This window comes from Arthrobacter globiformis (genome assembly GCF_030818015.1).
Classification (GTDB): Bacteria; Actinomycetota; Actinomycetes; order Actinomycetales; family Micrococcaceae; genus Arthrobacter; species Arthrobacter globiformis_C.
In genome coordinates this window covers 3,568,088-3,594,523 of the sequence record NZ_JAUSZX010000001.1, presented here as the reverse complement: position 1 = coordinate 3,594,523, position 26,436 = coordinate 3,568,088, and the positions used below count along the sequence as shown (strand labels likewise).

Here is a 26,436-nt window from a genome sequence, read left to right as displayed (position 1 = left end):
GGGGACCTGTTTGTCAGGACATATGCCGGCTACGCGGAGTTCCTGCGTGCCCCGTTTTCCTGCAGGTTGACGGCGTCCTGCAGGGGGCTGGCCGTGAGGCCACTGTGGTCCACGGGGCACTCTGCCTTGGACGCGGCGGCCGGCTGCTCAACCGTGATGCCGTACAGGGTTTCCAGGGCTGCGACGTAGTCGTCCTGCTGGCCGTTGGACGCCAGCTCGCGGGCACGGACGGTGGGGACATGGAGCAGCTGCTTCACCATGCGGCGCAGCGCGAACTCCACCTCTTCGGCAGCGGCGGTACAGCCGTGGCGTGCCCGCACCTTTTCCATTTCAGCGTCGAGCACGTTCATGGTGTGGCGGCGGAGGGCAACGATGGCCGAGTCCACGGACCGCGCTTCGCGCTCCTGCTCAAAGGCCTGGGCGGCGCCGGCAACCATGCTGCTGGCCTGGGCGAGCGATTCCGCCTGCTCCTGGGGTGCCGCGAGCCGTACGGACTCGAGGGTCAGCAGCTCCACGCCGTCGAGCTCTCCCACGGCGGGATCAAAATCGTGGGTGAGCGCCAGGTCGATGGCGATCAGCGGCTGGGCGGACCCGGCGCGGACCTGGGCGAGCTCGGCGGCTTCCACCCTCGTGTCCGAGCCGCTGCAGCCGATCATGACGTCGGCGGCGGCGACGGCGGCGTGCAGGGTGTTGCCGTCGAGGGCGGTCCCGCCGCGGGTGGCCACGAAGGTGGCCGCGCGTCCTGAGGACGAGAACACCGAGATGTCGTGGCAACCGCGTTCGCGGAGGAGGGCCATGGTGGCGCCGGCGTAGGCGCCGGTGCCGAACACCACGACCTTCTTCTTCGACCAGTCGGTCTCTTCAGACAGGTCGATGGCGAGGTCGAGTGCCACCGAAACGATGGACAAGCCGCGGGAGCCGAGTGCTGTCTGTGCGCCGACGTCTTTGGCGGTCTTGGAAGCGGCCTGGAACAGGCGGACCAGTCCGGCGCTGGCCGTGCCCTCTTGCTGGGCGGTGATCAGGGCCCGGCGCACCTGCCCGGCGATTTCACGCTCGCCAACCACTGCGGAATCGAGTCCGGAGCTCACGGCGAAGAGGTGCTGGCTGACGTCGGGGCCGGTGTGCGTGCTGAACGACCGGGACACGAGTTGCTCGCTGAGTCCGCTGGTTTCGCTGATCTTGCCCACGAGGGCGGCGCGTGCGGCCTCCACATCGTCGGCATGGGGCGCCTCGCCGTAGATTTCGTAGCGGTTGCAGGTGGCAAGGACAACCGCGCCCTTGACCGCCGGCGATCCGGCGAGGGCGGACGTGGCAATGCCAGAAGAACCGTTGCTCAGCTGAGCAACGGTTTCGAGGTCGATGTCGGCGTGTGTAGCCACCAATGAAAAAAGAACCACAGCAGGACAATCATAGCTTTTTCGCGGCGGCGTAGAACAACCTTTCGCCCGGATGAGGAGATTTCCACGCCTGTGATTCCTGCCACGACCGGATACGACTGCCGCGGGATGACAGGCTGTCGTTATCTTTTGGGGGCGATTTTGGGCACAATCAAAGGCATGACTTCTAGCGCTGTAACACCCGCCGGTACCGGACTCGACGCAGGCCATCCGCTTCGCGACGGACGCACTGCAGACTCTCCGCTCATCACGGCGTACCGCGGCGGCAAGCCAAGCCGCCGCCCGGTGTGGTTCATGCGCCAGGCGGGGCGTTCCTTGCCGGAGTACCTGAAGGTTCGCGAGGGCGTCGCCATGCTGGACTCCTGCCTCCGGCCCGAACTTGCCTCGGAAATCACCCTGCAGCCGGTGCGCCGGCATGACGTGGACGCGGGCATCTTCTTCTCCGACATTGTTATTCCGCTTAAGCTTGCCGGCGTCGGCGTGGACATTGTGCCCGGTGTGGGTCCTGTCCTGGACAAGCCCGTGCGGACCGCCGCCGACGTCGCCGCCCTGCCCCGCCTCACGGAGGAGTCGCTGGAACCCATCCGGGAAGCCGTCCGGCTGACGGTGGATCAGCTCGGCAAGACCCCGCTCATTGGCTTCGCCGGCGCACCCTTCACGCTGGCCGCGTACATGGTGGAGGGCAGGCCCTCCCGCGACCACCTTGGTCCGCGCACGATGATGCACGCCGACCCCGGGACGTGGACGGCGCTGGCCAACTGGGCCGCCGACGCCTCCGGCCTGTTCCTGCGTGCCCAACTGGAGGCGGGCGCGTCGGCCGGGCAGCTGTTTGACTCCTGGGCCGGATCCCTGGGCCTGGCCGACTACACCCGCTTCGTCGCCGCAGCCTCGTCCCGCGCCCTGGACCACGTCCGTGACCTTGGCGCGCCGCTGGTCCACTTCGGCACGGGCACCTCCGAGCTTCTCGTGGCCATGCGCGACGTCGGTGTAGACGTCGTCGGCGTGGACTACCGGCTGCCGCTGGACGAGGCCAACCGCAGGCTGGGCGGCACCGTCCCGCTGCAGGGCAACATCGATCCTGCACTGCTGTCCGCTCCGTGGGAGGTCCTTGAGGCGCACGTCCGCGAGGTCATCGCATCGGGCGCTGCCGCCCCCGGCCATGTGCTGAACCTTGGCCACGGCGTGCCGCCGGAAACGGACCCGGACGTCCTGACGCGCGTCGTCGAACTCATCCACTCCATCTCTCCGGAGTAAAGGCCTTGGCTGCGGGCAGTCCTCCGGCTGCCGGACGCACGGCGCTGGTGGTCGGCGGCGGCATCTCCGGGCTCCTGGCCGCCCGGGAACTGGCACGGGCAGGCCTCACCACCACGGTGCTGGAAGCTTCCGACGCGTGGGGCGGCTGTGTGGGCCGCCATGACGTGGCCGGGCTGACCCTGGACAGCGGGGCCGAGTCCTTCGCCACCCGTTCCACCGCCGTGGCAGACCTGGCTGCTGAACTGGGGCTGGGCGGACACATCGTTGCCCCGCGGCCCGGCGGCGCCTGGGTGCAGTTGCCGGGCGGGCCCCGCGAACTTCCCAAGACCGGTGTGCTGGGCATCCCGGCCAATCCCTGGGACCCGGAGGTTCGCCGCTCGCTTGGCCTCGGTGGCTCCCTGCGCGCCTCGCTGGACAAGCTGCTGCCCGCCTCCGTGGGAACCACCGCCGAGGTCTCTAGCGTCTCCGCGCTGGTGCGGGCCCGGATGGGGCGCCGCGTCCTGGAACGGCTGGTGGAACCCGTGGTGGGCGGCGTGCATTCGGCTGACCCGGGCCTGCTCGACGTCGACATGGTGGCCCCGGGGTTGCGTGCGGGCGTTACCCGGCACGGCTCGCTGGCAGCGGCGGTGGCCGCCCACCGCAAGGGGACCGGAACCCAGGCCACGGCAACGCCTGGCGCGTCAACACAAGGTAAACCGGCCAAGGCAGGTTCCGCCGTCGCCGGCCTGAGGGGCGGCATGCACACCCTCGTCACGGAGCTCGTGGCGGACCTCCGGGCACGCGGCGTGCAGCTGCTGCCGGGGACGGCAGCGACCGCCGTTGCACGGACCCCGGATGGCTGGGAGATAACAGCGGGGGAGGACGGCTACAAGGCCGACAAATTGGTGGTCGCCCTGGACGGCCCGTCCGCAGTACGGCTGCTCAAGGAAGCGGTCCCGGCCCTGGCCGCGCATGAACCCGGCCCCGGACCTGTGGTCAAGCTTGTGACACTCGTTGTTGATCTCCCCGCACTGGACCGGCGCCCGCGTGGCACCGGAATCCTGGTGGCGCCGCAAACTGAGGGGATCGAGGCGAAGGCCCTCACCCACGCCACCGGCAAATGGGACTGGGTGGCCGAAGCGGCCGGACGCGGCAGGCACGTGCTGCGGCTTTCCTATGGACGCAGCGAGGGAGCATCAGCCGCTTCGGCGACGGCCGTGCCGGGGCCGGAGGCGGCATCGGACGAGGAGCTCCTTGACATGGCTTTGCAGGATGCGTCAGCACTGCTGACCGTTCCCGTCACACGCAAGGTGCTGGTGGACTGGGACGTCGTCAGCTGGGCCGGAGCACTGCCCTTTGCCGCGGTGGGGCACCGGCAGCGGGTTGCGGACGTCCGGCAGGTCTGCGCCGGCATTGACGGGCTGCTGATGGTCGGCGGCTGGCTGGCCGGCAACGGCCTGGCGGCAGTGGTGGCGGACACGAAAAAACAGCTCGCCACCTTCCTGGCATAGCGGGGCAGGGAAGGTGTCCGGGGTTTCCGGGAGGCAGTGTCCCTGCCGCCCGCGATACCTTCTTGCTGGCACGCCCGCAAGTTTTTCCTCGCGCGAAAATGTGTTTAGGGTCGATGACTATGGTCAATCAGAAGTCCGATGGTTTTCGTTCGCTGACTGGTTTCCATGGGGGTCTTCGGCGCGGCACGGCAGCAGCTGCGTTCGGAGCGGTACTGGTCTTCTCCGCAGGCGTTCCTGCATCCAACGCTGCCGCGTCCGAGCTGCCCGCATCCGACCTGCCCGCGGACCCCGGTCAGGGCGGTACCGCTGCCGGAACAGGGCCGGATGCCACCGTCGACGCCGCCGGCCTCGAAGCCTGGGCGGCGGCCGCGCTGTCCAACCACGGCAGGGGCGAAGGCGCGCCGCACAGCGGCAAGTCCAACAGCGGCAAATCGGGCGACAGCAAGTCGAACGAAGGGAAATCGAACGGCCGCAGGGCGGCCGAACCCTCCGAGCCCTCGCCATCGGAGTCACTGCCGCCGTCGCTTGCGCCACTGGTCCCGGTCCCAGCCCCGGTCCCCTCAGTGACGCTTACAGCCAGCCCGACGCCCGAGCCGTCGATAACCGCCTCGGCCACCCCTACGCAGCCCGCTCCGGCACCGTCGCCGTCCGATCCTGGTCACACCGGCCCGGCACCGTCGCCCGCGCCGCCCTCGTCGGAAACGGCATCGCCCTCCCGGCCGGCCAGGCCATCAGGCTCTCCGGTTGCCCCTGCACCCTCCGAAACACAGCCCTCCGAAACACAGCCCTCTGGCACGCCGTCACAATCGGGCAGCTGGTCGGGATCGTCGGCAGGAACCGGCGGCTCTTCCCCGTCCGGTCAGGCTCCTGCCGGCCAGTCGCCGGCCGGCTCAGCGTCCGGAACCGCGGGATCCTCCGCGCCGGCCGCCGGTAGCTCCCAGGGCGCCGCGGCCAATAGCTCCCCAGCGACCGCCGAAAACCCGTCCGCGGACGCCAGCCCGTTCGAGGACATCACCGGTCTGTCAGGCGGATCAGGCCTTCGGGGACGCTCGGCCGCGGGCGTCGCCGGCGGAGTCTGGGGTTCGGCGCAGCTCGCAGGCCCCAACAACATGGCCACGATCAGCTCGCCCTACACGCGCGGACCGGCCGAGAGCGCCGTCATGGGCGTTTCGCGGAGCGGGACCATTGAGCCGCAGGTGTGGTGGGGAGCGGGGCTGCTGGCGCTTGCCGGGGCGGCGGGGGTGGCGGCAGTCCGGATCCGGCGGTCGCTGTGAAATTAGCCACTTCTACGCGACGTAGAAGTTGAGTTTTTCGACTTAGGCCGCATGGAAGGGGCAGGATAGTAACCATGAGCCACACTCCTGCCGAATCTGTCACCAAAACCGAAGACTCAGCCGAGCAGTTCTTCACCCTCTGGACCGTTTTCAAGCGTACCGCCGAGGTCCTCCGCAGCGCCGATGCTGCCGAGGATTTCGACGCCCTGGTGGCGCGCCTGGCCCAGGGAGGGGTGACCCACCGCGGAAGCTACGACGTATCCGCCATGCGCGCCGACGCCGACGTCATGGTCTGGCTCCACGGCCCCAAGCCCGAGGCCCTGCAGCAGGCCATCCGCGACATCCGTCGCAGCAAGCTCTTCGCGGGGACGGAACTCGTGTGGTCCGCCATGGGCGTGCACCGCGAGGCGGAGTTCGCCAAGAACCACACCCCGGCGTTTTCCCGCGGCGTGGAGCCGGCGGAATGGCTGTGCGTATACCCGTTCGTCCGCTCCTACGAGTGGTACCTGCTCCCGGAGAACGAGCGCGGCAAGATGCTGCGCGACCACGGCCTGCTCGGCCGCGACTTCCCGCAGGTCATTTCCAACACGGTTTCCTCATTTGCCCTCGGGGACTGGGAGTGGATCCTCGGCCTGGAAGCGCCCGAGCTCGTGGACCTCGTTGACCTGATGCGCCACCTGCGTTCCACCGAAGCACGTAACCACGTCCGCGAGGAGATCCCGTTCTACACCGGCCGGCGGATCACCTCCGGCGAGATTGCCGAGGTTCTCGCATGAGTCCGTTGGACCCACAGGAAGGCGTCGCGAATCCTGTCACCGAGGCCGGCAGGATGGCCCCCAAGGAATACGACGGCATCCTCCTCGCCTCCTTCGGCGGCCCCGAAGGCCAGGACGACGTGATTCCGTTCCTCCGCAACGTCACCCGTGGCCGGGGGATCCCCGATGAGCGGCTGGAAGAGGTGTCCCACCACTACCGCGCCAACGGCGGCATCAGCCCGATCAACCAGCAGAACCGCGAACTGAAGGCCGCCCTCGAAGCCGAGCTGGCAACGCGGGGGATCGACCTGCCCGTGCTGTGGGGCAACCGCAACTGGGACCCCTACATCCCGCAGACGCTCCAGGACGCGTACGACGCCGGCCACCGCCGCCTGCTCATGCTCACCACGAGCGCGTACTCCTCTTACTCCAGCTGCCGCCAGTACCGCGAGGACATCGGCATGGCCCTGACCGAAACCGGGCTCGATGGCAGGCTGGAAGTGGACAAGGTCCGCCAGTACTTCGACCACCCCGGCTTCGTGGAACCCTTCATTGCGGGCACCGCCGAGGGAGTCGCCGAGGTGCGCGCCCAACTGGCCGCCGCCGGCAAGCCGGACGCCCCCATCCATATTCTCTTCGCCACCCACTCCATCCCCACCCGGGATGCTGTGGCCGCCGGCCGCTCCGAGGACGAACCCCGCGAGTTTGCGCAGGATTCCGCCTACGTGGCCCAGCATCTCGCCAACGGCGCGGAGATCATGCGCCGCGTGGAAGCCGATTCCGGCATGTCCGCGCCGTGGTCCCTCGTCTACCAGTCCCGGTCCGGCGCTCCGCATATCCCGTGGCTCGAGCCGGACATCAACGATGCCATCGAGGACCTCGCCAAGCAGGGCGTCGCGGGCATTGTGATCGTGCCCCTGGGCTTCGTCAGCGACCACATGGAGGTGGTCTGGGACCTCGACACCGAAGCGCTGCAGACCTGCCAGGACCTGGGCCTCGCCGCCACGCGCGTGCCCACGCCGGGGACGCACCGCCGCTTTGTCGAGGGACTCGTGGACCTGATCTGCGAACGGACGGTAGCCAACAACATCGCGGACCGCCAGGCCGTTACCGGCCTCGGCCCCTGGTACGACGTATGCCGTCCCGGCTGCTGCGAAAACTTCCGCGGCGCAAAGCCCACCATTGCCGGCGCCGACACCACCGTGGGCCAGGGGCACGACCCCTACCCTGCCGCCGGGCGGGACGCGAAGTGACAGTACGGATCGGCACCAGGGCGAGCAAGCTCGCCCTGACCCAGACACAGCAGACAGCCGACCGGCTGGCCGCCGTCGGAGGGTTCGACGTCGAACTCGTCCATGTCAGGACCGACGGCGACGTCCTCACCGGCTCGCTGTCCCAGATGGGCGGCACCGGCGTCTTCGTCGCCGCGCTGCGCGACGCGCTGCTGCGGAACGAGTGCGACGTGGCTGTCCACTCCCTCAAGGACCTGCCCACGGGTTCTGCCCCGGGCCTGACGCTGGCCGCAACCCCGCCCCGCGTGGACGTCCGCGACGTCCTGTGCGCCCGCGACGGCCTCAAGCTGGCCGACCTGCCCAAGGGCGCCCGCGTCGGCACCGGCTCGCCCCGCAGGGCCGCGCAGCTGCGCGCCGTCCGCCCCGACCTGGACATCGTGGACATCCGCGGCAACGTCGACACGCGGCTGGGCCGGGTGCCCGGCCTGCCGGGCAACGCCACCGACGCCGTGGTTGCCGGGAAGTCGTGCGACCTCGACGCCGTCATCCTCGCCGCAGCCGGACTGGAACGGATCGGCCGCCTGGACACCGTCACCGAATACCTGGAGACGGACATCATGCTCCCGGCAGCTGGCCAGGGCTCGCTGGCCATCGAATGCCGCACCGCTGAGGCGCCCCGCCGGGCCGGGTCCACCGAGGGGTCGCAGGGCGTGCTCGCCCAGGCGCTGGCCGCCCTTGACGACGCCGACACGCGGCTCGCGGTCACGGCCGAACGTGCACTGCTTGCCCGGCTCGAGGCGGGCTGCGCCGCCCCCGTGGGCGCCTACGCGTACCGCAAGGGCAGCATGCTCCACCTGGAAGCTGTCGTCTGCGCCGTGGACGGCACCGCCTCGGTGCGGGACAAGCGGGCCACGGACGGACTCACCGAAGTTGGTGCCACCCTGCTCGGAATCGAACTGGCCGAGGTCCTGCTGGCAGCGGGGGCTGCGGACATCGCGGACCTGACGGCTTCCTGACCGCAGCCGGCCACCGTATGGGAACGACGAGCGGGGAGAACCGGGCTGGCGGGCGCCCGCTGGAAGGGTCCCGCGTCCTGGTGACGCGAAGCCCCGAGCGGTCCGGACCATTAGCGGAGGCACTGCGGCTGGCCGGTGCCGTTCCCCTCCTGCTGCCGCTGACGGCCGCCGAACGCGCCCCGGACCAGGCTGCGTTCGACGACGCCTTCGCGGCGCTGGGCGCGGGCAGCTTTGAATGGCTCGTGGTCAGCAGTGCCACCACCGTCCTGGCCTTGCAGGAAAAGGCGGCAGAGCACGCCGTAAAACTGGGCGACTGGCTTCCGGCCGGAACCCGGGTTGCCGCCATTGGCCCCGCCAGCCGGAGGGCGCTTGAGGCTGCGGGAATTGCCGTGCACTTCGAGCCGGAGCAAGAACATTCAGCCGCCGGGATCGTCAACGGGTGGCCCGGCGGGCCCGCCGATGTGCTGCTGCCGCAGGCCGATATCGCCGCCCCTGCGCTGGCCCGCGGACTTGAGGCGAAGGGTGCCCGGGTCCGCACTGTGGTGGCCTATTCCACGGTGGACTTTCCGGCCGAGCCGGCGCGGCGCCTCGGCCGGACTCTTAGTGGCCTTGGCCAGCCCGACAGCGAAGGCACGGCCGCCGCGCTGCCGCTGCTGACGCCCGCCGAAGCGAAAGCCGAGGTCGACGACGGCGTCCTGGCCGCCGTCGTCGCCGCCTCACCCAGCGCGGTGCGGCGCATCTGCGCCACCCTGGCGCCTCTCGGCTCCTGCCGCCTCGTGGCCATCGGCCCGGCAACAGCGGCCTTGGCGGAAGCGCAGGGGCTCACAGTGGCGGCCACGGCCCGGGAGGCCACGCCCGAAGGGCTCGTGGCGGCCGTCATCCGGGCGTTTGCCCCCTAAACATCCACTCATCAACAGCAGGCCCACAGTGAAGGACAGGACATGAGCTTTCCGCACCACCGCCCCCGGCGGCTCCGCACCACCCCCGCCATGCGCAGGCTCACGGCTGAGCACCGGCTCGCCCCGGCAGACCTGATCCTTCCCGCGTTCATCCGCGAGGGGCTCTCGGAGCCCAACCCGATCGCCTCCATGCCCGGCGTCGTGCAGCACACCACCGACACGCTTAAGCGGGCGGCGGCCGAAGCCGTGGAACTGGGCGTCGGCGGCATCATGCTGTTCGGTATTCCCGAGAGCCGGGACGCGGAGGGCACGGCGTCGCTGGACCCGGACGGAGTGCTCAACAAGGCCATCCGCGACGTGCGGGCGGAGGTGGGGGACAGCCTCGTGGTGATGAGCGACGTCTGCCTGGACGAATTCACCGACCACGGCCACTGCGGCATCCTCGACAGCGACGGCTACGTGGACAACGACGCCACGCTGGAGATCTACGCGAAGATGGCGGTGGCCCAGGCCGACGCCGGCGCCCACGTGCTGGGCCCGTCCGGAATGATGGACGGACAGATCGGCGTGATCCGCCAGGCCCTGGAGGACGCCGGTCACGTTAACACCGCCGTGGTGGCCTACGCCGCGAAGTACGCGTCGGCGTTCTACGGCCCGTTCCGGGAAGCGGTGGACTCGCAGCTGAAGGGCGACCGCAGGACCTACCAGATGGATGCCGCCAACCGCCGCGAGGCCATCCAGGAGGTGGAACTGGATCTTGCCGAGGGTGCGGACATGGTGATGGTCAAACCGGCCATGAGCTACCTCGACATCCTCGCCGACGTCGCCGCGATGAGCCCCGTGCCGGTCGCGGCCTACCAGATCTCCGGCGAGTACGCCATGATCGAGGCCGCCGCTGCCAACGGCTGGATCGACCGGCGGGCGGCGATCACCGAATCAGTCCTCGGCATCCGCCGCGCCGGGGCCAACATGGTCCTCACGTACTGGGCCAGCGAAATCGCCGGCTGGCTCAAGGAATCCTGATGCCGGCGCCGGCCCCGGGCCAGACCACAGCACCCACCGCTCCGGTGGGTCCAGGACAGATCCTGCTGGGCCTGAACACGTTCGGGGACGTCGGCCTGGACCGTGCCGGCGAGCCGAAGCCTCATGCCCAAGTGCTGCGGGACCTGCTGGACCAGGCGGTCCTGGCCGACGCCGTCGGGCTTCACGCCTTCGGTGTAGGGGAGCACCACCGCCGCGACTTTGCCGTGTCCGCCCCCGAGGTGTTCCTGGCAGCCGCCGCGGCGAGGACCGCCAGGATCCGGCTCGGTTCGGCCGTGACCGTCCTGAGTTCGGACGACCCCATCCGCGTGTTCGAGCGCTTCTCCACCGTGGACGCCCTCTCCGGTGGCCGCGCCGAGGTGATGCTGGGCCGCGGCTCGTTCATCGAGTCCTTTCCGCTGTTCGGCCTGGACCTGGCGGACTACGAGGTGCTGTTCGAGGAGAAGCTCGAGCTCTTCGACAGGGTGCGGGCGCAAAAGCCGGTCCATTGGGAGGGCCGAACCAGACCCGCGCTGGCGGGGCTGAGCGTCTATCCGCCGCTGGAGCACCACCTGCTGCCGGCCTGGATCGGCGTCGGCGGCACCCCGGAGTCCGTCCTGCGGTGCGCCGAGTACGGCTACCCGATCATCTTTGCCATCATCGGCGGCCAGCCCCGCGCGTTCGCTCCGCTGGTGGACCTGTACCGCGAGGCGATGGCCAAGTACGGCCAGCCCATGCAGCAAATCGCCACCCACTCGCCCGGCCACATAGCTGAAACCGATGAGGCGGCCCGCGAGGAGCTGTTTCCGCACTGGCTTGCCCAGCGGAACAGGATCGGCGCAGAGCGGGGCTGGGGCCCGGGAAACCGCCGTGAGTTCGACACCATGTGCGGTCCCGAGGGTGCCCTGTACGTCGGCTCGCCTGAGACGGTGGCGCAGAAGATAGCGCTGCTCAAGCGGAACCTCGGCGTCGACCGCTTCGACCTGAAATACGGCAACGGCACGCTGCCGCACGAATCCATGATGCGCTGCATCGAACTCTTCGGCACCGTGGTGGCACCGCGGGTGGCCGAGCTCCTGTCCGGTGACACTCCCGCAGACTGAAAGAATGGGAACCATGACTTCCAGCACCCCTCGCAACGAGGAACTCTTCGACCGAGCCCGCCAGCTGATGCCCGGCGGCGTGAACTCCCCCGTCCGCGCCTTCGGTTCCGTCGGCGGCACGCCCCGCTTCATGGTCGCGGCCAAGGGCCCTTACCTGACGGACGCCGACGGCAAGGACTACGTGGACCTGGTCTGCTCCTGGGGCCCGGCCCTGCTGGGGCACGCCCACCCGGCTGTCCTCGACGCCGTGCACGCCGCCGTGGACCGCGGCCTCTCCTTCGGTGCCTCAACCCCCGATGAGGCCAACCTCGCGGCCATCGTCAAGGAACGCGTGTCCGCCGTCGAACGGCTGCGCATGGTTTCAACCGGAACGGAAGCCACCATGACGGCGATCCGGCTCGCCCGGGGCTTCACCGGCCGCAACCTGGTCATCAAGTTTGCCGGCTGCTACCACGGGCACCTCGACGGGCTGCTCGCGTCCGCCGGCTCCGGCGTGGCCACGCTTGCCCTGCCCGGTTCCGCAGGCGTCACGGCCGCCACCGCCGCCGAGACCCTGGTGCTGCCGTACAACGACCTCGGCGCCGTTGAGGCAGCCTTCGCTGAGCACGGGCCCAACATCGCCGCCGTCATCACCGAGGCGGCGCCTGCCAACATGGGCGTGGTCACCCCCGGCGAAGGCTTCAATGCCGGCCTCTCACGGATCACTGCCGCCCACGGCGCGCTGCTGATCGTCGACGAGGTCCTGACTGGCTTCCGCACGGGCTACTCGGGCTACTGGGGCCTCACCGGCGGCGCCGCCGACGCCACCGAGAAGTGGACCCCCGACCTTCTGACATTCGGCAAGGTGATCGGCGGGGGCATGCCGGCGGCGGCCCTCGGCGGACGTGCCGACGTCATGGACTACCTCGCGCCGCTCGGTCCCGTCTACCAGGCGGGCACGCTGTCCGGCAACCCGGTGGCCATGGCTGCCGGTGTGGCCACCCTGACGCACGCCACCCGAGACGTGTACTCGTTTGTGGACGCCCGGTCGCTGGAGCTGTCCGCCGCCCTGTCCGCCGCCCTGGCTGCGGCCGGCGTGGATCACTCCATCCAGCGCGCCGGTAACCTGTTCTCGGTGGCCTTCGGCACGTCCGAGCAGGGGGTCCACAACTACACCGACGCACTGAAGCAGGAGTCGTTCCGCTACGCGCCTTTCTTCCACTCCATGCTGGATTCGGGCGTCTACCTGCCGCCGTCCGTCTTCGAGGCCTGGTTCCTGTCCGCGGCGCACGACGACGCCGCCATGAACCGGATCTTCGAGGCACTGCCGGCCGCCGCGGAGGCGGCCGCCGCAGCGAAGGCCTAAACCGCCGTCGATGCCTCCCGGCGTCGGACTTTCTTTCCAGTAAAAAACTCTGGCACCCGCCGCGGCGGGTGCCAGAGTTTTTTACTGTCCGGTGTTCCGGTGTGCCTACAGGACGTCCGAGAGGAAACCCTGCAGCCGTTCGGTCTGCGGGTTTTCAAACACCTGGCCGGGCGGACCCGACTCCACCACCACACCGCCGTCCATAAAGGTTACGGTGTCGGAGACGTTGCGCGAGAAGCCCATTTCGTGGGTAACCACCACCATGGTCATGCCGCCCTTCGCGAGGTCCGCCATGAGGGCCAGGACCCCCTTGACCAGCTCCGGGTCCAGGGCGGAGGTGGCCTCGTCGAAGAACATGACCTCCGGCTTCATGGCGAGGGCCCGTGCGATGGCAACGCGCTGCTGCTGGCCGCCGGAGAGGGTGGCAGGGCGGACGTCGGCCTTGTGCCTGAGCCCGACGAGGTCGAGCTGGTCGAGGGCCTCTTCGCGCGCCTGCTCCTTGGGCAGCTTCCGCAGCTTGCGCAGGGCAAACGCCACGTTCTCGCCCACGCTCTTGTGCGGGAACAGGTTGAACTGCTGGAAAACCATGCCGATCCTGCGCCGGAGCTCATCCGGGTTCTCGTTCAGGACCGATTTGCCGTCCAGGAGGATGTCCCCGGCATCCGGTTCGATCAGCCGGTTCATCACCCGCAGAAGGGTCGACTTCCCGGAGCCGGACGGCCCGATTACCGACGCCGTGGTGCCGGCCGGGACGCTCAGGTCGATGCCGCGCAGGACCTTGTTGTGCCCGAAGGCGAGATGGACGTTTTTCGCTTCGAGAGAGCCTGAGGTGAACTGGCTCATGAGTGGGCTCCCTTCCCGACGACGGCTGCAGCCTCGTCCGGTTCCATCTTCTGCGGCCGGCCGGTGCGCAGGCGCGCGTCGATCCAGTTGACGAAGTGCGTCAGCGGAACGGTCATCGCCAGATAGAACACCGCGGCCGCCACGTAGCCGGACAGGTTGCCGCTTCGGGCGGCGGCGTCCTGGCCGATCTGGAACAGCTCCCGTTCGGAGGCCAGGAGCCCCAGGGTGAAGACCAGCGAGGATTCCTTGATCAGCGCGATGAACTGGTTCACCAGCGCCGGGAGCACACGGCGGATGCCCTGCGGCACCACGACCATGCGCAGCGAGGGGCCGTAGCCGAAGCCCAAGGCGCGGGCGGCCTCGAGCTGGCCCTTATCGACGCTTTGGATGCCGGAACGGAAGATCTCCCCGATGTAGGCGCTGGACATGAGCGAGAGCGCCGCGATGCCCATGGGGTAGGGGCTGGTGACCCCTGTCACCTCGCGGAAGATCGGGCCGAAGCCGAGGCCGATGACGAGGATGGTGAGAACCGCCGGGAGGCCACGGAACACGTCCGTGTACACCCGGGCGGCCCACCGCGCCACAGGATTGCGCGAGATGCCCATCAGGGCCAGCACCATGCCGACCACGCAGCCGATGATGCCCGAGACGATTGCGAGGACGAGGGTGTTGGGCAGACCGACCGCGAACATGGCCGGGAGTACTTCGGCGATGGCCTTCCAGTCGAGGAAGGTCTCGGCGAGCCTGTTCAGATAATCCATGTGGCGCCTGTCAGTTGGTTACTTCGTGGGGACCTGGACGGCCTTGCTGCCCGGCTTCCAGCCCTCAGGAGTCTGCTCCTTGATGGTCGGGCGGTCCGTGTACCACTGGGCGGTGAGCTTGGTCCAGGTGCCGTCGGCGATCACGGCATCGAGCGCCGAGTTGAGCGCGTCAGTGAGGGGCTTGTTGTCCTTGGCCACTGCGTAGGCCGTGAAGTTCTGGGTGTTGACCTTCTTCTCGGCGATCTTCGTGCCGTCGCCCGACTTGACCTGGCCCTCGGCCTGCTGCGAAGGGGCAACCCAGGCGTCGATCTGGCCGCTCTTCACGTTCGCGTAGACCGTGTTGTAGTCCGGGAAGCGGACCGGCTCGAGCTTCAGCGTGTTCGTGACGAAGTCGTCCTGGACGGTGCCCTGGACGACGCCGATGCGTACACCCTGCTTCAGGTCGTCGAAGGACTTCACCTTCGCGTTATCCTTGGTCACGATCGCCATGTAGCCGAAGTCGTAGCCGTTGGTGAAGGCCACGGTCTCGCGGCGGGCGTCCGTGGTGGAGATGGAGGAGGAGCCGACGTCGAACTGCTTGTTCTTCACCTGCGCCAGGAGGCCCTGGAACTTGGTCGACGCGAACTCCACCTTAAGGCCGAGCTTGGCCGCCATGGCCTTCAGGAGTTCGTTGTCGTACCCCGTGAAGTTTCCTTCCTTGTCGATGAAGATGTTGGGCGGCGCGTCCGAAAGGGTGCCGACCTTGAGCGTGCCGGGAGTGATCAGGCCAAGCTTGGACTTGTCGATCTTGTCCAGCGCGGTGACGTCCTTGGTGGTGTACTTGTCCAGCGTCTGCTGGTCGCTGCCGGCGAGGGCGTCGGTCGACGAGCCACTGGGAGCAGCGGTGCCTCCACCGCAAGCAGCCAGGGATACGGCCAGGGCTACGGCTACGGGAACCGTGGACAGCCACTTCAAGGCTTTGATTTTCATCACGCATCACTTTCATTGGGATAAACGAGGGCGGGCAGTCAAGCCGTCTGTGGCCGAGATCCGGCTCCGCAGAGGGCGCGCCCGCAAAACATAATTGTCTCACCTGCCGTTAACTCAGCCGTTAGACGACGTAATGAATGCGATGTGCACGTTCTATCGAATATAATGCGAGTTTCGCCTGATTGACGGGCCAATAGCAATGACTGAAGTTGCTGTTACAGAATCAGCAAGGCGCCGCGGGGACGCTGCCGGGGCGAGCTCGCGTTTGTGAATTGCGTCGCAGTCAAAAGCTGCCGCGGCTGGCATCCTCAGGAGGCAGCACGGGCCAGTCACCCTCGATGACGGCGGCTGGCTTGGTCTTGCGGAGGTACTGCTGGAAGTCGGCGGCCTGGCTGACGGCCCAGTCCACCTGAAGCTGGTGCAACTGGCCGGCCGGCATGCTCAGCTTGGGGAATTTTCCGGCCATGGCGTCGAGCATGCGCAAAGTTGCCAGTGCATCCGCGGCCGATGTGTGGGCGTTTTCCAGCTCCACGCCGTACTCCTCGCACAGGGCTGTCAACGTCCTCTTGCCCTTGCGGTAACGGTCCACCTGCTTGTTCATGATGTACGGGTCCAGGACGGGGAACCGGCTCAGCTGCGGCACACCGTAGCGGGCCGACTCGGCGGCCAGGACGGTGAAGTCGTAACTGGCGTTGAAGGCGATCACCGGAACGCCGTCGTCGAAGAGCCCCTGGAGCACGGCAGCGACTTCCTTGGTGACCTCGGCCGCAGGCCGGCCGTGGCTGCGGGCGTGTTCGGTGGTGATCCCGTGGACATCGCTCGCCTCAGCCGGAATCTCAACCCCCGGATCGGCCAGCCACTCATGCTCGCGAACCACGTTCCCGGAGCTGTCTACCACGGTGACAGAAGCCGTCACGATCCGGGCGGCACGGGAGTTGCGGCCCGTGGTTTCGAGGTCGAACGCGGCCCGGGGGAGAGTGTTCCAAGTGCTCATGGCTCCAAATTACCCGGAGGCACCGACAGTAAAGGTGCTTGCCCGCCGCGTGTCCGGCATGGTGTGGGAAGACACGGTGTGGGAAGACGCACACGGCGCCTGTCCTGACCGCTGATGGTGCGTACCGCCGATAGTCTGAAGGCATGCGGGCGGAGTACGTGGAGGCGGTTTTGGCGGTGGTTGACCTCATCCCGGCCGGCTCGGCGGTGGCCTACGGCGACGTCGCTGAGCTTCTTGGTGCCGGAGGGCCCCGGCAGGTGGGGTCCGTGCTGAGCCACTACGGCAGCGGCGTCCCATGGTGGCGGGTGCTGCGGGCCAGCGGCCTGGCGCCGGATGGCCACGAGTCCGAGGCACTCAGCCACTACCGGCAGGAGGGCACGCCCCTGCGCGGGGACTATCGCGGGTTTGCGAGGACGGGCGAGGGACGGTGGCGGGTGGATCTGACCGCTGCGCGGTGGGCGCCGTCCGACGCCGATTTTGACGCCCTGGACATGATTGCCGAGCGGCTGGAAGCGTCGCTGCGAAAATTGTCAGTCCCGGATGATGGAATGTCCGTGTGACCGCAACACTCGATCAGACCTCCGCCGATCAGGCGTCCGTACTCACTTCGGAACGGGACCACGCGGACTCCTTCTCCGCCGCCCCGTTTCCGTCTGCCGGTCTTCGTCTGCTGCCCCCTCGGCAGGTGCACTCCCGCGTTCCGGTCCTCACTGCGGACCAGCTGGCCGCCGTCGAAGTGCCCCGGGGAGCCGGCCCCGTACTGGTCCCCGGAGCGCCCGGAACCGGAAAATCCACCGTGCTCATCGAGGCGGCAATCCGCCGGGTGGAGGCGGAAGGGGTGGACCCCGAACGAATCCTCATCCTTGCCCCGGGACGGCTTGCCGCGGACACCCTGCGGGACCGGTTTACCGCCAGGCTGAACCGGAGCCTGAGCACCACGCCTGCCCGCACCTGGGCCGCGTATGCCTTTGACCTCATCCGCCGCGCCAAAGCGGAAGGGCTCCTGCCGCTGTCGAAGGCCCCGCGGCTCCTGTCAGGCCCCGAGCAGGACCTCATCATTAAGGAACTGCTGGAGGGCCATGACCTGCCGGGCCTCGGGCTGCCCTGGCCCGACGACCTCACGGCCGCCCTGCCCACGCGCGGGTTCCGGCACGAGGTCCGCCAGCTTTTCGACCCGGATCACAGAGACGGGCCGCACCGCCGAGGACCTCGCCGGCCTGGGCCACGCCTGCGGGCGGCCGGACTGGATTGCCGCTGGGGCACTGTATGCCGAGTACCGCGACGTCCTCGACCTGCGCATGCCGGAGGCATTCGATCCCGCGGGCATCATCACCGCCGCCCGCCAGCTCTTTCAGGATTTCCCGGACTTCCTGGCGGCGGAACACGACCGTCTCCAGCTGATTCTTGTGGACGATATCCAGGAGGCCAACCCCGCCGTCTTCGAACTCCTGGCCGATGTGGCCGCCGGCAAGGATGTCTATGTGACGTCCGCACCGGACACGGTGGTGCAGGGGTTCCGTGGAGCGCGGCCGGATCTCGTGGCTGAGCTCCCGGGCCTGCTGGGCGGCGAGGAACGGACAGTCGTCGAGAAGCCGCTGTCCCATGCCCACCGCCATCAGCCGGCTGTGGCCCAGGCCTGGCTGGGGGTGGCGGACCGGATTTCCCTCCGGTCCGGCGGCCAGCTCGCCCGCCGTCTGGACCCGGTTGCTTCCGACCCCGCTCACAATGCTGGGGACCCCGGTGACACTGCTTCGGCGGATACAGCCACCGGTGACTCTGCCCAGCCGGCACGCGGCACCGTGGAAGCGCACCTTCTGCCCTCGGCGGTGCATGAATTGCGGTACGTCGCCCAAAGGATCCTCGAAGCGCACATCAGGGACGGGCGGCCGCTGGAGGACATCGCCGTCATCGTCCGGAACGGCGGCCAGCTGAGCCAGCTGCAGCGCTACCTCTCCGGCCAGGGAATTCCGGTGCGGATTCCGGTGGCCGAGTCCGCCGTGCGCGATGAGGTGGCTGTCCGTCCGCTGCTCGACGCCTACGCGGTGGCCCTGGATCCCGAGGTCCTCACCCCGGAATCGGCGGTGTCGTTGCTGACATCCCGGATCGGCGGTGCGACGTCCCTCGAACTGCGCCGGCTCCGCCAGTCGCTCCGGCGGGAGGAGCTGCTGGGCGGCGGCGGACGCTCCAGCGATTCCCTGCTCGTGGAGGCGCTCGTTGAGCCCGGCGCGCTTGGCTCACTGGGCATCGAGGGCCGGTCGGCGCGAAGGGTCGCGCGGATGATCCAAGCCGGGCGGAAGGCCGTTGCCGAACCCGGTGCCAACGCCGAGACAGTGCTGTGGGCCCTCTGGCACTCCACCGGGCTCGCGGCGGCATGGACGGCCGCTGCGCTCGCCGGCGGACTCGTCGGAGCGCGGGCGGACCGGGATCTGGACGCCATGATGGCGCTGTTCCACACGGCCGAGCGCTACGTGGACCAGATGCCCGGGTCCGGCCCGGAACAGTTCCTGGAATACCTGCTGAACCAGGAACTGCCCATGGACACCCTGGCGGCGCGGGCCCAGGTTGACGACGCCGTGGAGCTCATGACGCCCGCCAGTGCCGCCGGCCGGGAATGGCCGTTCGTCATCGTCGCCGGCCTGCAGGAAGGCGTCTGGCCCAACACCCGCCTCCGCGGCGAGCTCCTGGGCAGCACACTGTTCGCGGACGCCGTCGAACACGGCGTGGAGTATGCGCTCCAGCTTGGTCCGCTGAGCCGGCTGCGGGAGATCCGCTACGACGAGCTCCGCAGCTTTTCCACGGCAGTGTCCCGGGCAAAGGACGTGCTGCTGTGCACCGCCGTGTCTTCGGAGGATGAACAGCCCTCGTCCTTCCTGGATTACGTTGCGCCGCTGCTGCCGGGCCAGGAGGGGCGCGGCTACACCCCCGTGGAACGGCCCCTGACGCTGCGCGCGCTCGTGGCAGAACTCCGCCAGTACGCCCAGCTCGACGGCAGGCTGGCCGCCGAGGCGGATGAGGCCGTGCGTGTCCTGGCCCGCCTTGCCACGGCTGAGCCTCCTGTTCCCGGAGCCCATCCGGACACCTGGTGGGGGCTGGCCCCGCTGACGTCCGTGGACCGTGTGGTGCCACCGGGCGGCACCGTCTATGTTTCGCCGTCCAAGGTGGAGTCGGTGCAGAAATCCCCGCTGGACTGGTTCATCCAGGCCGCCGGAGGCGAAGCGGCCACGGACTTCGCCCGCAGCCTCGGAACGCTGGTGCACGCCATCGCCCAGGATCTCCCCGACGCCAGCGGAGCTGAATACCTCGCCGAACTCGTCCGGCGGTGGCCGGCCCTCGGCATGAAGGACAACTGGGAAGGCAAACTGGACTTCCGTAGGGCGGAAGCCATGGTCCGGAAACTGGCGCAGTACATTCTGGTCATGCGCAGCGAGGGCCGACGCCTTGTGGGGGTCGAGCAGGACTTTGAGGTGATCCTGCCCGAGCCCGGTGCTGTTCCCCGAGAGGATGTTCCCACCGATGAGGGTCCCCGGTCAGCCGTCCTGCGCGGGCAGGTGGACCGGTTGGAGATCGATGCCCAGGGGCGGTTGGTGATCGTGGACCTCAAGACGGGCAAGCGCCAGCCGGGCAAGGCCGAACTGGGTAGGCACCCGCAGCTGGGCGCTTATCAGGCGGCCGTGCTTGCCGGGGGCTTTGACACCGCCGAGGCTGCCGACGCCAAGCCCCGGCCGGGCGGTGCCGTGCTGGCCCAGCTGGGCACAACCACCAAGAGCCCGGGCATCCAGCACCAGGACCCGCTGGACCCGGGGGATAACTGGGCGATGGAAATGGTGAACGACGCCGCCGCGGTGATGTCCGGCCACGAGTTCGAGGCAAGGCACGATCCCGCCAAGGCCGGTTTCGGCGGCCACGGCTGCCGGCTGCCGGAGGTATGTCCGCTGTGTGCGCGGGGAAAGCAGGTTACCGAATGAGCCGGACGGCAGAGCTGCCCGAGCCCAGGTTCAGTCCCGAAGAGCTGTCCGTCCTGCTGGGTGAGAAAAACCTGCCGACGGCGGAACAGTCGGCCATCATCTCCTCACCGCTTGCCCCCCGGCTGGTTATCGCAGGCGCCGGCTCGGGCAAGACGGCCACCATGGCAGACCGCGTCGTCTGGCTGGTCGCGAACGGCTGGGTCAAGCCGGAGGAAGTCCTCGGTGTCACGTTCACCAGAAAGGCAGCCGGCGAACTGGCCAGCCGCATCCGCGCCAAACTCAGTGCGCTGCAGCGGACGGCCAGCGGTGACTCCGGCGGCGCCGTGGCCGGGGCGCTGCTCAGCGCTGATGCCCTGGAGCCGAAGGTTTCCACCTACCACTCGTTTGCCAGCGGCATCGTCTCCGACTACGGCCTGCGGCTCGGGATTGAGCGGGATGTCGTGCTGCTGGGCGGCGCACAGGCCTGGCAGCTGGCCAGTGAGGTGGTTGAGGCGTTCGACGGCGAGTACTCGCATTTCAGGGTGGCCAAGTCCACCCTCGTCAAAGCCGTCATCCAGCTCGCGGGGGAGTGCGCGGAGCACCTCCAGGACCCGGACGGTGTCCAGGGCTGGCTGATGCAGCGGCTCGCCGAGTTCGAGGCCCTGCCGTATGTGGCCGGGGCCAAGAAGAACCCCAGCCAGGCCGCCGGCGAACTCGGAGCCATGCTCCGGACACGGGCCAGTGTGGCAGAGCTCGTGGGGCGGTACGCGGACGCAAAAAGGGCACGCGGAGCGCTGGACTTCGGCGACCTCGTGGCGCTCGCGGCACGCGTGGCCCGCGAGGTGCCCCTGGCCGCCGAGATGGAGCGGCAGCGCTACAAGGTGGTGCTGCTGGACGAATTCCAGGACACCTCACACGCCCAGCTGGTGCTGTTCTCCAGGCTCTTCGGGGACGGCCACGCAGTCACGGCCGTCGGTGATCCGAACCAGTCCATTTACGGCTTCCGCGGGGCGTCCGCCGGACAGCTGTTCCACTTTGTCAACGAATTTCCGGTCTGCGAGGACGGCCCGACAGGGACGGCGTCCCGGCGTCCCGCCCCCGTTTCGTACCTGACCACTGCCTGGCGGAACGGCCGCAACATCCTGGCCGCGGCCAACCTGATCTCGGCTCCGCTCAGCGCCGCCGCGGCCCAGACCGGACCCGCAGGGCAGCGGTCCTCCGGCGCGGCCGTGGAGGTGCCTGCGCTCCGGCCGAGCCCGGCGGCGGTGCAGGGCCGGGTGGTGCTGGGCCGTTTTGCCACCGATGAAGATGAAGCAGCGGCGATCGCCAAGGATCTCCTGAGGTTCCGGGCAACGGATTTCGACGGCTCTTCCCCGGAACCGCGCGTCCAGCCTGCCATGGCCGTCCTGTGCCGCAGGCGCGCGCAGATGGAGTGCCTCCGCAAGGAGTTCGAGGCCACAGGGATCCCCTATGAGATTGTGGGCCTGGGAGGGCTGCTGGACACTCCCGAAATCGTGGACCTGGTCTCTACGCTGCGGGTCCTGGCCGATCCGGGCCGTTCGGATTCGCTGATGCGGCTCCTGGCCGGTGCCCGGTGGAGGATCGGCCCCGCCGACCTCATGGCGTTCCGGGACTGGTCCGCGTTTCTGGCTCGGCGCCGCGGCATGGTCGATAACGGCCGCGGGCTGGGCGTGGACGATCCGTCGGGTGATGAGGATTCGGAGGCCGCCGACGTCGTCATCGAGGGCGACATCACCGACGCCGCAAGCCTCGTCGAAGCCCTGGACTGGCTACCCAACGAAGGGTGGACGTCCGCGCACGGCCGCAGCCTGACCCCTCCTGCCCGCGAACGGCTGCAGCGCCTGGGCACGGAACTGCGGCAGCTTCGGGCGCTGATGGGGGAAGATCTGACCACCCTGCTGGGCGAGGTGGAACGGGCCATGCTGCTGGACATCGAGGTTGCCGCGAGGCCCGGACTCAGCATTCACCAGGCGCGGCGGAACCTGGATGCGTTCCAGGACGCGGCCGCCGGGTTCCTGCAGACATCTCACCGGGTGGACGTCCTGGCCTTCCTTTCATGGCTGGAGGCGGCAGCCTCGGAGGAGGGCGGCCTGGATGTGCCGCCCGCGGACGTCAACCACGAGGCCGTGCAGCTGCTGACTGTGCACGCCTCGAAGGGTCTCGAATGGGACGTCGTGTTCGTGCCGGGCCTGAACTCGGGCGCGTTCCCCAGCAGCCGTGACTCCAGGTGGAGCAGCGGTTCCGCGGCCCTGCCCTGGCCCCTCCGGGGTGACCGTGCCGATCTTCCGCAGTGGGATCTGGACCAGCCGGACCAAAAGGGGTGGCTGGACGCCGAGAAGGTGTTCAAGGGAGACGTTCAGGCCCACGGCGAGGCTGAGGAACGGAGGCTGGCCTACGTTGCCTACACCCGGGCCAAGCACGTGCTCTGGATTTCCAGTGGAGCGTGGGTCGGCGGACGCGGCGGTATGGCGGAGATGTCGCCCTTCCTTGCTGAGCTGGCGCCGCTGGCAGAACAGAAAACTGCGGAAATCCACCCTGGCTCTGTCGTTGAGGACTCCCTGCCCCAGGAAAGTCCCCTCACCCGGGAGCTGGAGGTGGCGGCCTGGCCGTATGATCCGCTGGAAGGTCCTGTGGACCCCCGCAACGGCAACCGGCTCCGGCTTGTGCCGGGACGTAGGGCGGCCATGGACCGTGCCGCCGACCGGCTGCTCACCGAGATCGCCGCTGTCGAAACTGGTGCGCCGGGGATCTCCGAGGGCCATGGGTTGCGCCCCCAGGCGGCAAACTGGGAGCGCGAGGCCGCCCTCCTTTTGGAACGCCGCGCCAGGCGGGCCCGTAGCCGCGACGTGCATCTGCCCGGGCATATCTCAGCGTCCACCCTCGTGGACCTGGGGGAGGACGCCGAGGCCGTGGTCCAGCGGCTCAGGAGGCCCGTCCCGCGGGAACCGGGCATGTCCGCGCGCAAGGGCACCGCTTTCCATGCCTGGGTGGAAGAGTACTTCGGAACGGCGGGAATGCTGGATCTCGGCGAAGCGCCCGGCTCCGACAACCACATTGACGAGGCCTACGGCCTCGACGACATGGTCGCTACCTTCAAGGACTCACGCTGGGCACACAGGTCACCCGCCTACGTGGAAGTCCCCGTGGAGACCCGCATCGGCGACGTCGTTGTCCGCGGCCGCATCGACGCTGTGTTCCGGGACGCCGACGGCGGCTGGGACCTCGTGGACTGGAAGACCGGCCGCCGGCCGTCGGCAGGGCAGCTGAAGACCAAGAGCGTCCAGTTGGCCGTCTACCGGCTGGCCTGGGCCCGGCTCAAGGGCGTGCCCCTCGCGGAGGTCCGTGCTGCCTTCTTCTACGTCGCGGACAACCATGTGGTACGCCCGCACGACCTCGCGTCAGGCGCCGAACTGGAAGGGATCGTGGCCGCCGCCCTCGCCAGTTAGGAAGATTGTTCAGTTAGGCAGGACAGGGCGGAAGGCTGGCCGGTTAGGAAGATTGGCGTGTGGGAATCCGGCCCAGTCAGGTCGTCTTGGCGTCGACCACCGTGAGGGCGACGGTGGAGGTGTCCGCGCCTGAGGGCTTCGCGGCCTGGGCATCTTCCGGTGTCCCGTCCTGTACCCTGTCCGCTTCGGCATCGTCAGATGCGCCGGCATCCTCCGCCGCGTCATCTTCAACGGCGCCCTGCGACGTGTCCTGCCCTGACGGCTGGTCTGCATTCTTCCAGGGGTCCTCCTCGTCAGCCGGGACGGGCGCCACCTCGACCGGGATGGGCGCCACCTCGACCGGGAGAGGCTTCACATCAACCGGGATTGGCGTGACGTGGACGGCGGGCATGGCCTCGGAAATGTCGGTGGCCGCCGGGGCGTCAACGAGGCCGGGTGAGGCCGGTGCCTGGCCGGTTGGCGGGGAGTCGGGCTGGGCCGGCGGCAGGGGTTCCACGCTGATGGGCTGGCCGCCGTATTCGGCGATGTCGTCGGCCAGCGTGGAAAGCATGCCTTCGGCCTCGGCGATCATGTCGGCGTCGGCCGCTGCGATGCCCTTGACGAGGTACTGGGCCAGGGCAAATTCGGCTGAGAGCGCGGCGCGGCGCAGCAGGTGGTTGTCCGGCGCGTCCCGGCGTTTCGCGGTGTAGTGCTTGACCACGGCGTCGACGAATTCGTGCTCATTGGATGCCACGAGCCAGGCGAGGTCGTCGGCGGGGTCGCCGATGCGCAGGTCGGTCCAGCCGGTGACGGCAGTGACGCGGTGGTCCTCGACCAGCAGGTTGTCCTCGTGCAGATCACCGTGCACCACGCAGGGGTTGAACCGCCACAGTGAGACGTCTTCCATGGCGTGCTCCCAGCGCCGGAGCAGGAGGGCCGGAATCTTGCCCGTGGTCGCGGCCTGGTCGAGCTCGTTGAGCCTGCGCTGGCGAAACTCATTCGGCGTGTAACTGGGCAGGTCGGCGTTGCTCACCAGTGCGCGGGGCAGGTCGTGGATTGCCGCCAGCGCCGTGCCGATCTCCTTCGCCAGCTGCGGCGGACCCGCCGTCAGCTCTTCGACGGTGCGCGTGGCGCCATGCAGGTGGGAGTACACGAAGGTGGTCAGGTCCTGCTGCCGGACGGTGCCCGCCACGGTCGGCATAAGAAACGGCAGTTCGGCCCGGATGGCGGGCGCGAAGGCGCGCAGTACCAGGAACTCGGTCTCCAGCCTGGTGCTTGCTTCCGCGTGCCGGGGTGAGCGGACACGCCAGCGCTTGCCTTCTGCATCAAGAAGGAGGGCCGAATCAAAGTCTGCCGGGTCATCCGGGGCAGAGCTCACAGCGGTCGGGCTCAGTCCGGGAACTGCCGCGGTGGCCACAGCTGCCAGTTCGATTGGTTCTCTTCTCACGGTTCCACGGTAGATTGAGCGGCGTCCAAGACAATGATGTGTCGCGGCGAGTCTCGAGATCCACCTAAATATGGATACCGCGAGGCAAGTACAGACGCACTGTCCGGGTCTGCAGGTGCCCTCCCGAAATGTAAATTGTCACTGCGAGTCAGTACGGTGGATACATGAGTCACGCGGAGGCCGCTGCGCCGGTCGGTCAAGCGGCGGGCACGATGCCGGAACATCAGCTGGCGGCAGGCGAACTGCTAGCCAACCATCTCATCGACACCGTGCTGCCGGTTCGGCCCGCAATGGTCAACAGGGGGTCGGTTGAACGGATGAGGCCCGGCCTCGTTCCGGACCTCCTGGCGGCCGGAACCGCCAAGGCCATGCTCCTGTCCGGCCGGCACGCGCTGGTCCACGGGGATGCGCTCGTCCTGGCAGAAGCCGGACCGTTGCTGGACCGGCTCGAGAGGTCGGCGTCCGGCCCGGAGCACATCATCTATCTCGGCGCGGCCCTCGGCTCCGAGGACCTTCCCGCCGGAACCGGCGTCCTGCTTTTCATCCTGCCGGAACCGGTGGATCCCGGTTCGGCCGGCTTGCCCGCCGGAGCCACCTGGGGAGGCTTCCGGGACGTCGCCGCGCAACTGGATCCGACGCACACCGCACTGTTCGTTGAGGCCAGTGCCATTGCCAACTGGCACGCCACCCACACCCACTGTCCGCGGTGCGGCGCCGTCACAGATGTGGAGGCCGGCGGATGGGTCCGGCGGTGCCCGGCTGACAACTCCGAACACTACCCGCGCACGGACCCGGCCATTATCGTCACGGTGGTCGGCCCGGACGGCCGTGTCCTGCTGGGCGGCGGAGGTCCGCTGGACGCAAAGAATTACTCCACACTGGCAGGATTCGTCGAGCCCGGGGAATCCCTCGAGCAGGCCGTGGTCCGGGAAATCCAGGAAGAGGTGGGCGTGCGGGTCAAGGCGTGCCAGTACCTGGGCTCCCAGTCGTGGCCGTTCCCGGCGTCCCTCATGCTCGGCTTTACAGCCGTCACCGACGACACAGAAGCAAAGCCCGACGGCGTAGAGGTTACCAGGGCGCGCTGGTTCAGCCGGGAGGAAGTCCAGGAAGCCGTGCTTAGCGGTGAGATCGTGATCTCCACCAGGCTCTCCATCGCCAGGTCCCTCATCGAGCACTGGTACGGCGGCGTGATCCAGGACCGTCCGGCCGAGGACTGACCCGCCCGCCGGCCAGCAACACACCTACCG

General features: G+C 68.7%; 20 protein-coding genes and 1 pseudogene. 15 read left to right on the top strand and 6 right to left on the bottom strand.

Going from position 1 to position 26,436, the window contains the following annotated elements; translation table 11 throughout:
- Positions 1-29: 29 nt before the first annotated feature.
- A complete protein-coding gene (locus QFZ23_RS16780) occupies positions 30-1,397 on the bottom strand; it encodes a glutamyl-tRNA reductase (RefSeq protein ID WP_306924599.1) in 1,368 nt (455 codons plus the stop codon).
- Positions 1,398-1,556: 159 nt separating this feature from the next.
- On the opposite strand from QFZ23_RS16780, the gene hemE reads away from it, so the two are divergent.
- From hemE to hemL, 10 genes are all read left to right on the top strand, one after another.
- Positions 1,557-2,651 (top strand): uroporphyrinogen decarboxylase, encoded by a 1,095-nt coding sequence (gene hemE, locus QFZ23_RS16775; protein WP_306924598.1) that lies wholly within the window; start codon positions 1,557-1,559, stop codon positions 2,649-2,651.
- 5 nt (positions 2,652-2,656) lie between these two features.
- On the top strand, positions 2,657-4,141 hold the full coding sequence (gene hemG, locus QFZ23_RS16770; RefSeq protein WP_306924596.1) for a protoporphyrinogen oxidase: 1,485 nt from the start codon (positions 2,657-2,659) through the stop codon (positions 4,139-4,141).
- Between the two features lie 113 nt (positions 4,142-4,254).
- On the top strand, positions 4,255-5,415 hold the full coding sequence (locus QFZ23_RS16765; RefSeq protein ID WP_306924594.1) for a hypothetical protein: 1,161 nt from the start codon (positions 4,255-4,257) through the stop codon (positions 5,413-5,415).
- Positions 5,416-5,489: 74 nt separating this feature from the next.
- On the top strand, positions 5,490-6,191 hold the full coding sequence (hemQ, locus tag QFZ23_RS16760) for a hydrogen peroxide-dependent heme synthase (RefSeq protein WP_306924592.1): 702 nt from the start codon (positions 5,490-5,492) through the stop codon (positions 6,189-6,191).
- Positions 6,188-7,423, top strand: a complete 1,236-nt coding sequence (locus tag QFZ23_RS16755; protein ID WP_306924590.1) for a ferrochelatase — start codon at positions 6,188-6,190, stop codon at positions 7,421-7,423. The genes hemQ and QFZ23_RS16755 overlap by 4 nt, the downstream gene beginning before the upstream one ends.
- Positions 7,420-8,418, top strand: a complete 999-nt coding sequence (gene hemC / locus QFZ23_RS16750) for a hydroxymethylbilane synthase (protein WP_306924588.1) — start codon at positions 7,420-7,422, stop codon at positions 8,416-8,418. The genes QFZ23_RS16755 and hemC overlap by 4 nt, the downstream gene beginning before the upstream one ends.
- Positions 8,419-8,435: 17 nt before the next feature.
- Positions 8,436-9,317 (top strand): uroporphyrinogen-III synthase, encoded by an 882-nt coding sequence (locus QFZ23_RS16745; RefSeq protein ID WP_306924587.1) that lies wholly within the window; start codon positions 8,436-8,438, stop codon positions 9,315-9,317.
- 42 nt (positions 9,318-9,359) lie between these two features.
- Positions 9,360-10,340, top strand: coding sequence for a porphobilinogen synthase (gene hemB / locus QFZ23_RS16740; RefSeq protein WP_306924585.1), 981 nt, complete (start codon positions 9,360-9,362; stop codon positions 10,338-10,340).
- The gene (locus QFZ23_RS16735; protein ID WP_306924583.1) at positions 10,340-11,440 is read left to right on the top strand and encodes an LLM class flavin-dependent oxidoreductase; all 1,101 of its coding nucleotides are present in this window, start codon (positions 10,340-10,342) and stop codon (positions 11,438-11,440) included. Before hemB ends, QFZ23_RS16735 begins: the two co-directional genes overlap by 1 nt.
- Positions 11,441-11,453: 13 nt before the next feature.
- Complete coding sequence (gene hemL, locus QFZ23_RS16730; RefSeq protein ID WP_306924581.1) at positions 11,454-12,785, top strand: glutamate-1-semialdehyde 2,1-aminomutase; 1,332 nt, start codon at positions 11,454-11,456, stop codon at positions 12,783-12,785.
- A 105-nt stretch (positions 12,786-12,890) separates the two neighbouring features.
- Here hemL and QFZ23_RS16725 read toward each other — a convergent pair whose 3' ends face one another.
- The 4 genes from QFZ23_RS16725 to QFZ23_RS16710 all read right to left on the bottom strand — a co-directional run bounded on the left by QFZ23_RS16725 (position 12,891) and on the right by QFZ23_RS16710 (position 16,352).
- Positions 12,891-13,628, bottom strand: coding sequence for an amino acid ABC transporter ATP-binding protein (locus QFZ23_RS16725; protein ID WP_306924579.1), 738 nt, complete (start codon positions 13,626-13,628; stop codon positions 12,891-12,893).
- Positions 13,625-14,389, bottom strand: coding sequence for an amino acid ABC transporter permease (locus QFZ23_RS16720; RefSeq protein ID WP_306924577.1), 765 nt, complete (start codon positions 14,387-14,389; stop codon positions 13,625-13,627). The genes QFZ23_RS16725 and QFZ23_RS16720 overlap by 4 nt, the downstream gene beginning before the upstream one ends.
- Positions 14,390-14,407: 18 nt before the next feature.
- Entirely contained in the window at positions 14,408-15,358 is a 951-nt protein-coding gene (locus QFZ23_RS16715) for an ABC transporter substrate-binding protein (protein WP_306924575.1), read from the bottom strand.
- A gap of 283 nt (positions 15,359-15,641) precedes the next feature.
- Positions 15,642-16,352, bottom strand: a complete 711-nt coding sequence (locus QFZ23_RS16710; protein ID WP_306924573.1) for a 3'-5' exonuclease — start codon at positions 16,350-16,352, stop codon at positions 15,642-15,644.
- Between the two features lie 143 nt (positions 16,353-16,495).
- On the opposite strand from QFZ23_RS16710, the gene QFZ23_RS16705 reads away from it, so the two are divergent.
- The 4 genes and pseudogenes from QFZ23_RS16705 to QFZ23_RS16695 all read left to right on the top strand — a co-directional run bounded on the left by QFZ23_RS16705 (position 16,496) and on the right by QFZ23_RS16695 (position 23,763).
- Positions 16,496-16,912: an MGMT family protein gene (locus tag QFZ23_RS16705; RefSeq protein WP_306924572.1), complete on the top strand. Its 417-nt coding sequence runs from the start codon at positions 16,496-16,498 to the stop codon at positions 16,910-16,912.
- Positions 16,909-17,286, top strand: a pseudogene (locus tag QFZ23_RS23800) (UvrD-helicase domain-containing protein); the annotation flags it as partial. The gene QFZ23_RS16705 and the pseudogene QFZ23_RS23800, both read left to right, overlap by 4 nt.
- Positions 17,287-17,431: 145 nt before the next feature.
- Positions 17,432-20,317 carry a PD-(D/E)XK nuclease family protein gene (locus QFZ23_RS16700; RefSeq protein WP_373427891.1) on the top strand — a complete coding sequence of 962 codons (2,886 nt, stop codon included), beginning with the start codon at positions 17,432-17,434 and terminating at the stop codon, positions 20,315-20,317.
- Positions 20,314-23,763, top strand: coding sequence for an ATP-dependent helicase (locus tag QFZ23_RS16695; RefSeq protein ID WP_306924570.1), 3,450 nt, complete (start codon positions 20,314-20,316; stop codon positions 23,761-23,763). The genes QFZ23_RS16700 and QFZ23_RS16695 overlap by 4 nt, the downstream gene beginning before the upstream one ends.
- A gap of 76 nt (positions 23,764-23,839) precedes the next feature.
- On the opposite strand, the gene QFZ23_RS16690 is transcribed toward QFZ23_RS16695, so the two are convergent.
- Positions 23,840-25,189, bottom strand: coding sequence for a phosphotransferase (locus tag QFZ23_RS16690; protein ID WP_306924569.1), 1,350 nt, complete (start codon positions 25,187-25,189; stop codon positions 23,840-23,842).
- 164 nt (positions 25,190-25,353) lie between these two features.
- Between QFZ23_RS16690 and nudC the strand changes: the two genes are divergently transcribed.
- Positions 25,354-26,406 (top strand): NAD(+) diphosphatase, encoded by a 1,053-nt coding sequence (gene nudC, locus QFZ23_RS16685; protein ID WP_373427890.1) that lies wholly within the window; start codon positions 25,354-25,356, stop codon positions 26,404-26,406.
- Positions 26,407-26,436: the final 30 nt, after the last annotated feature.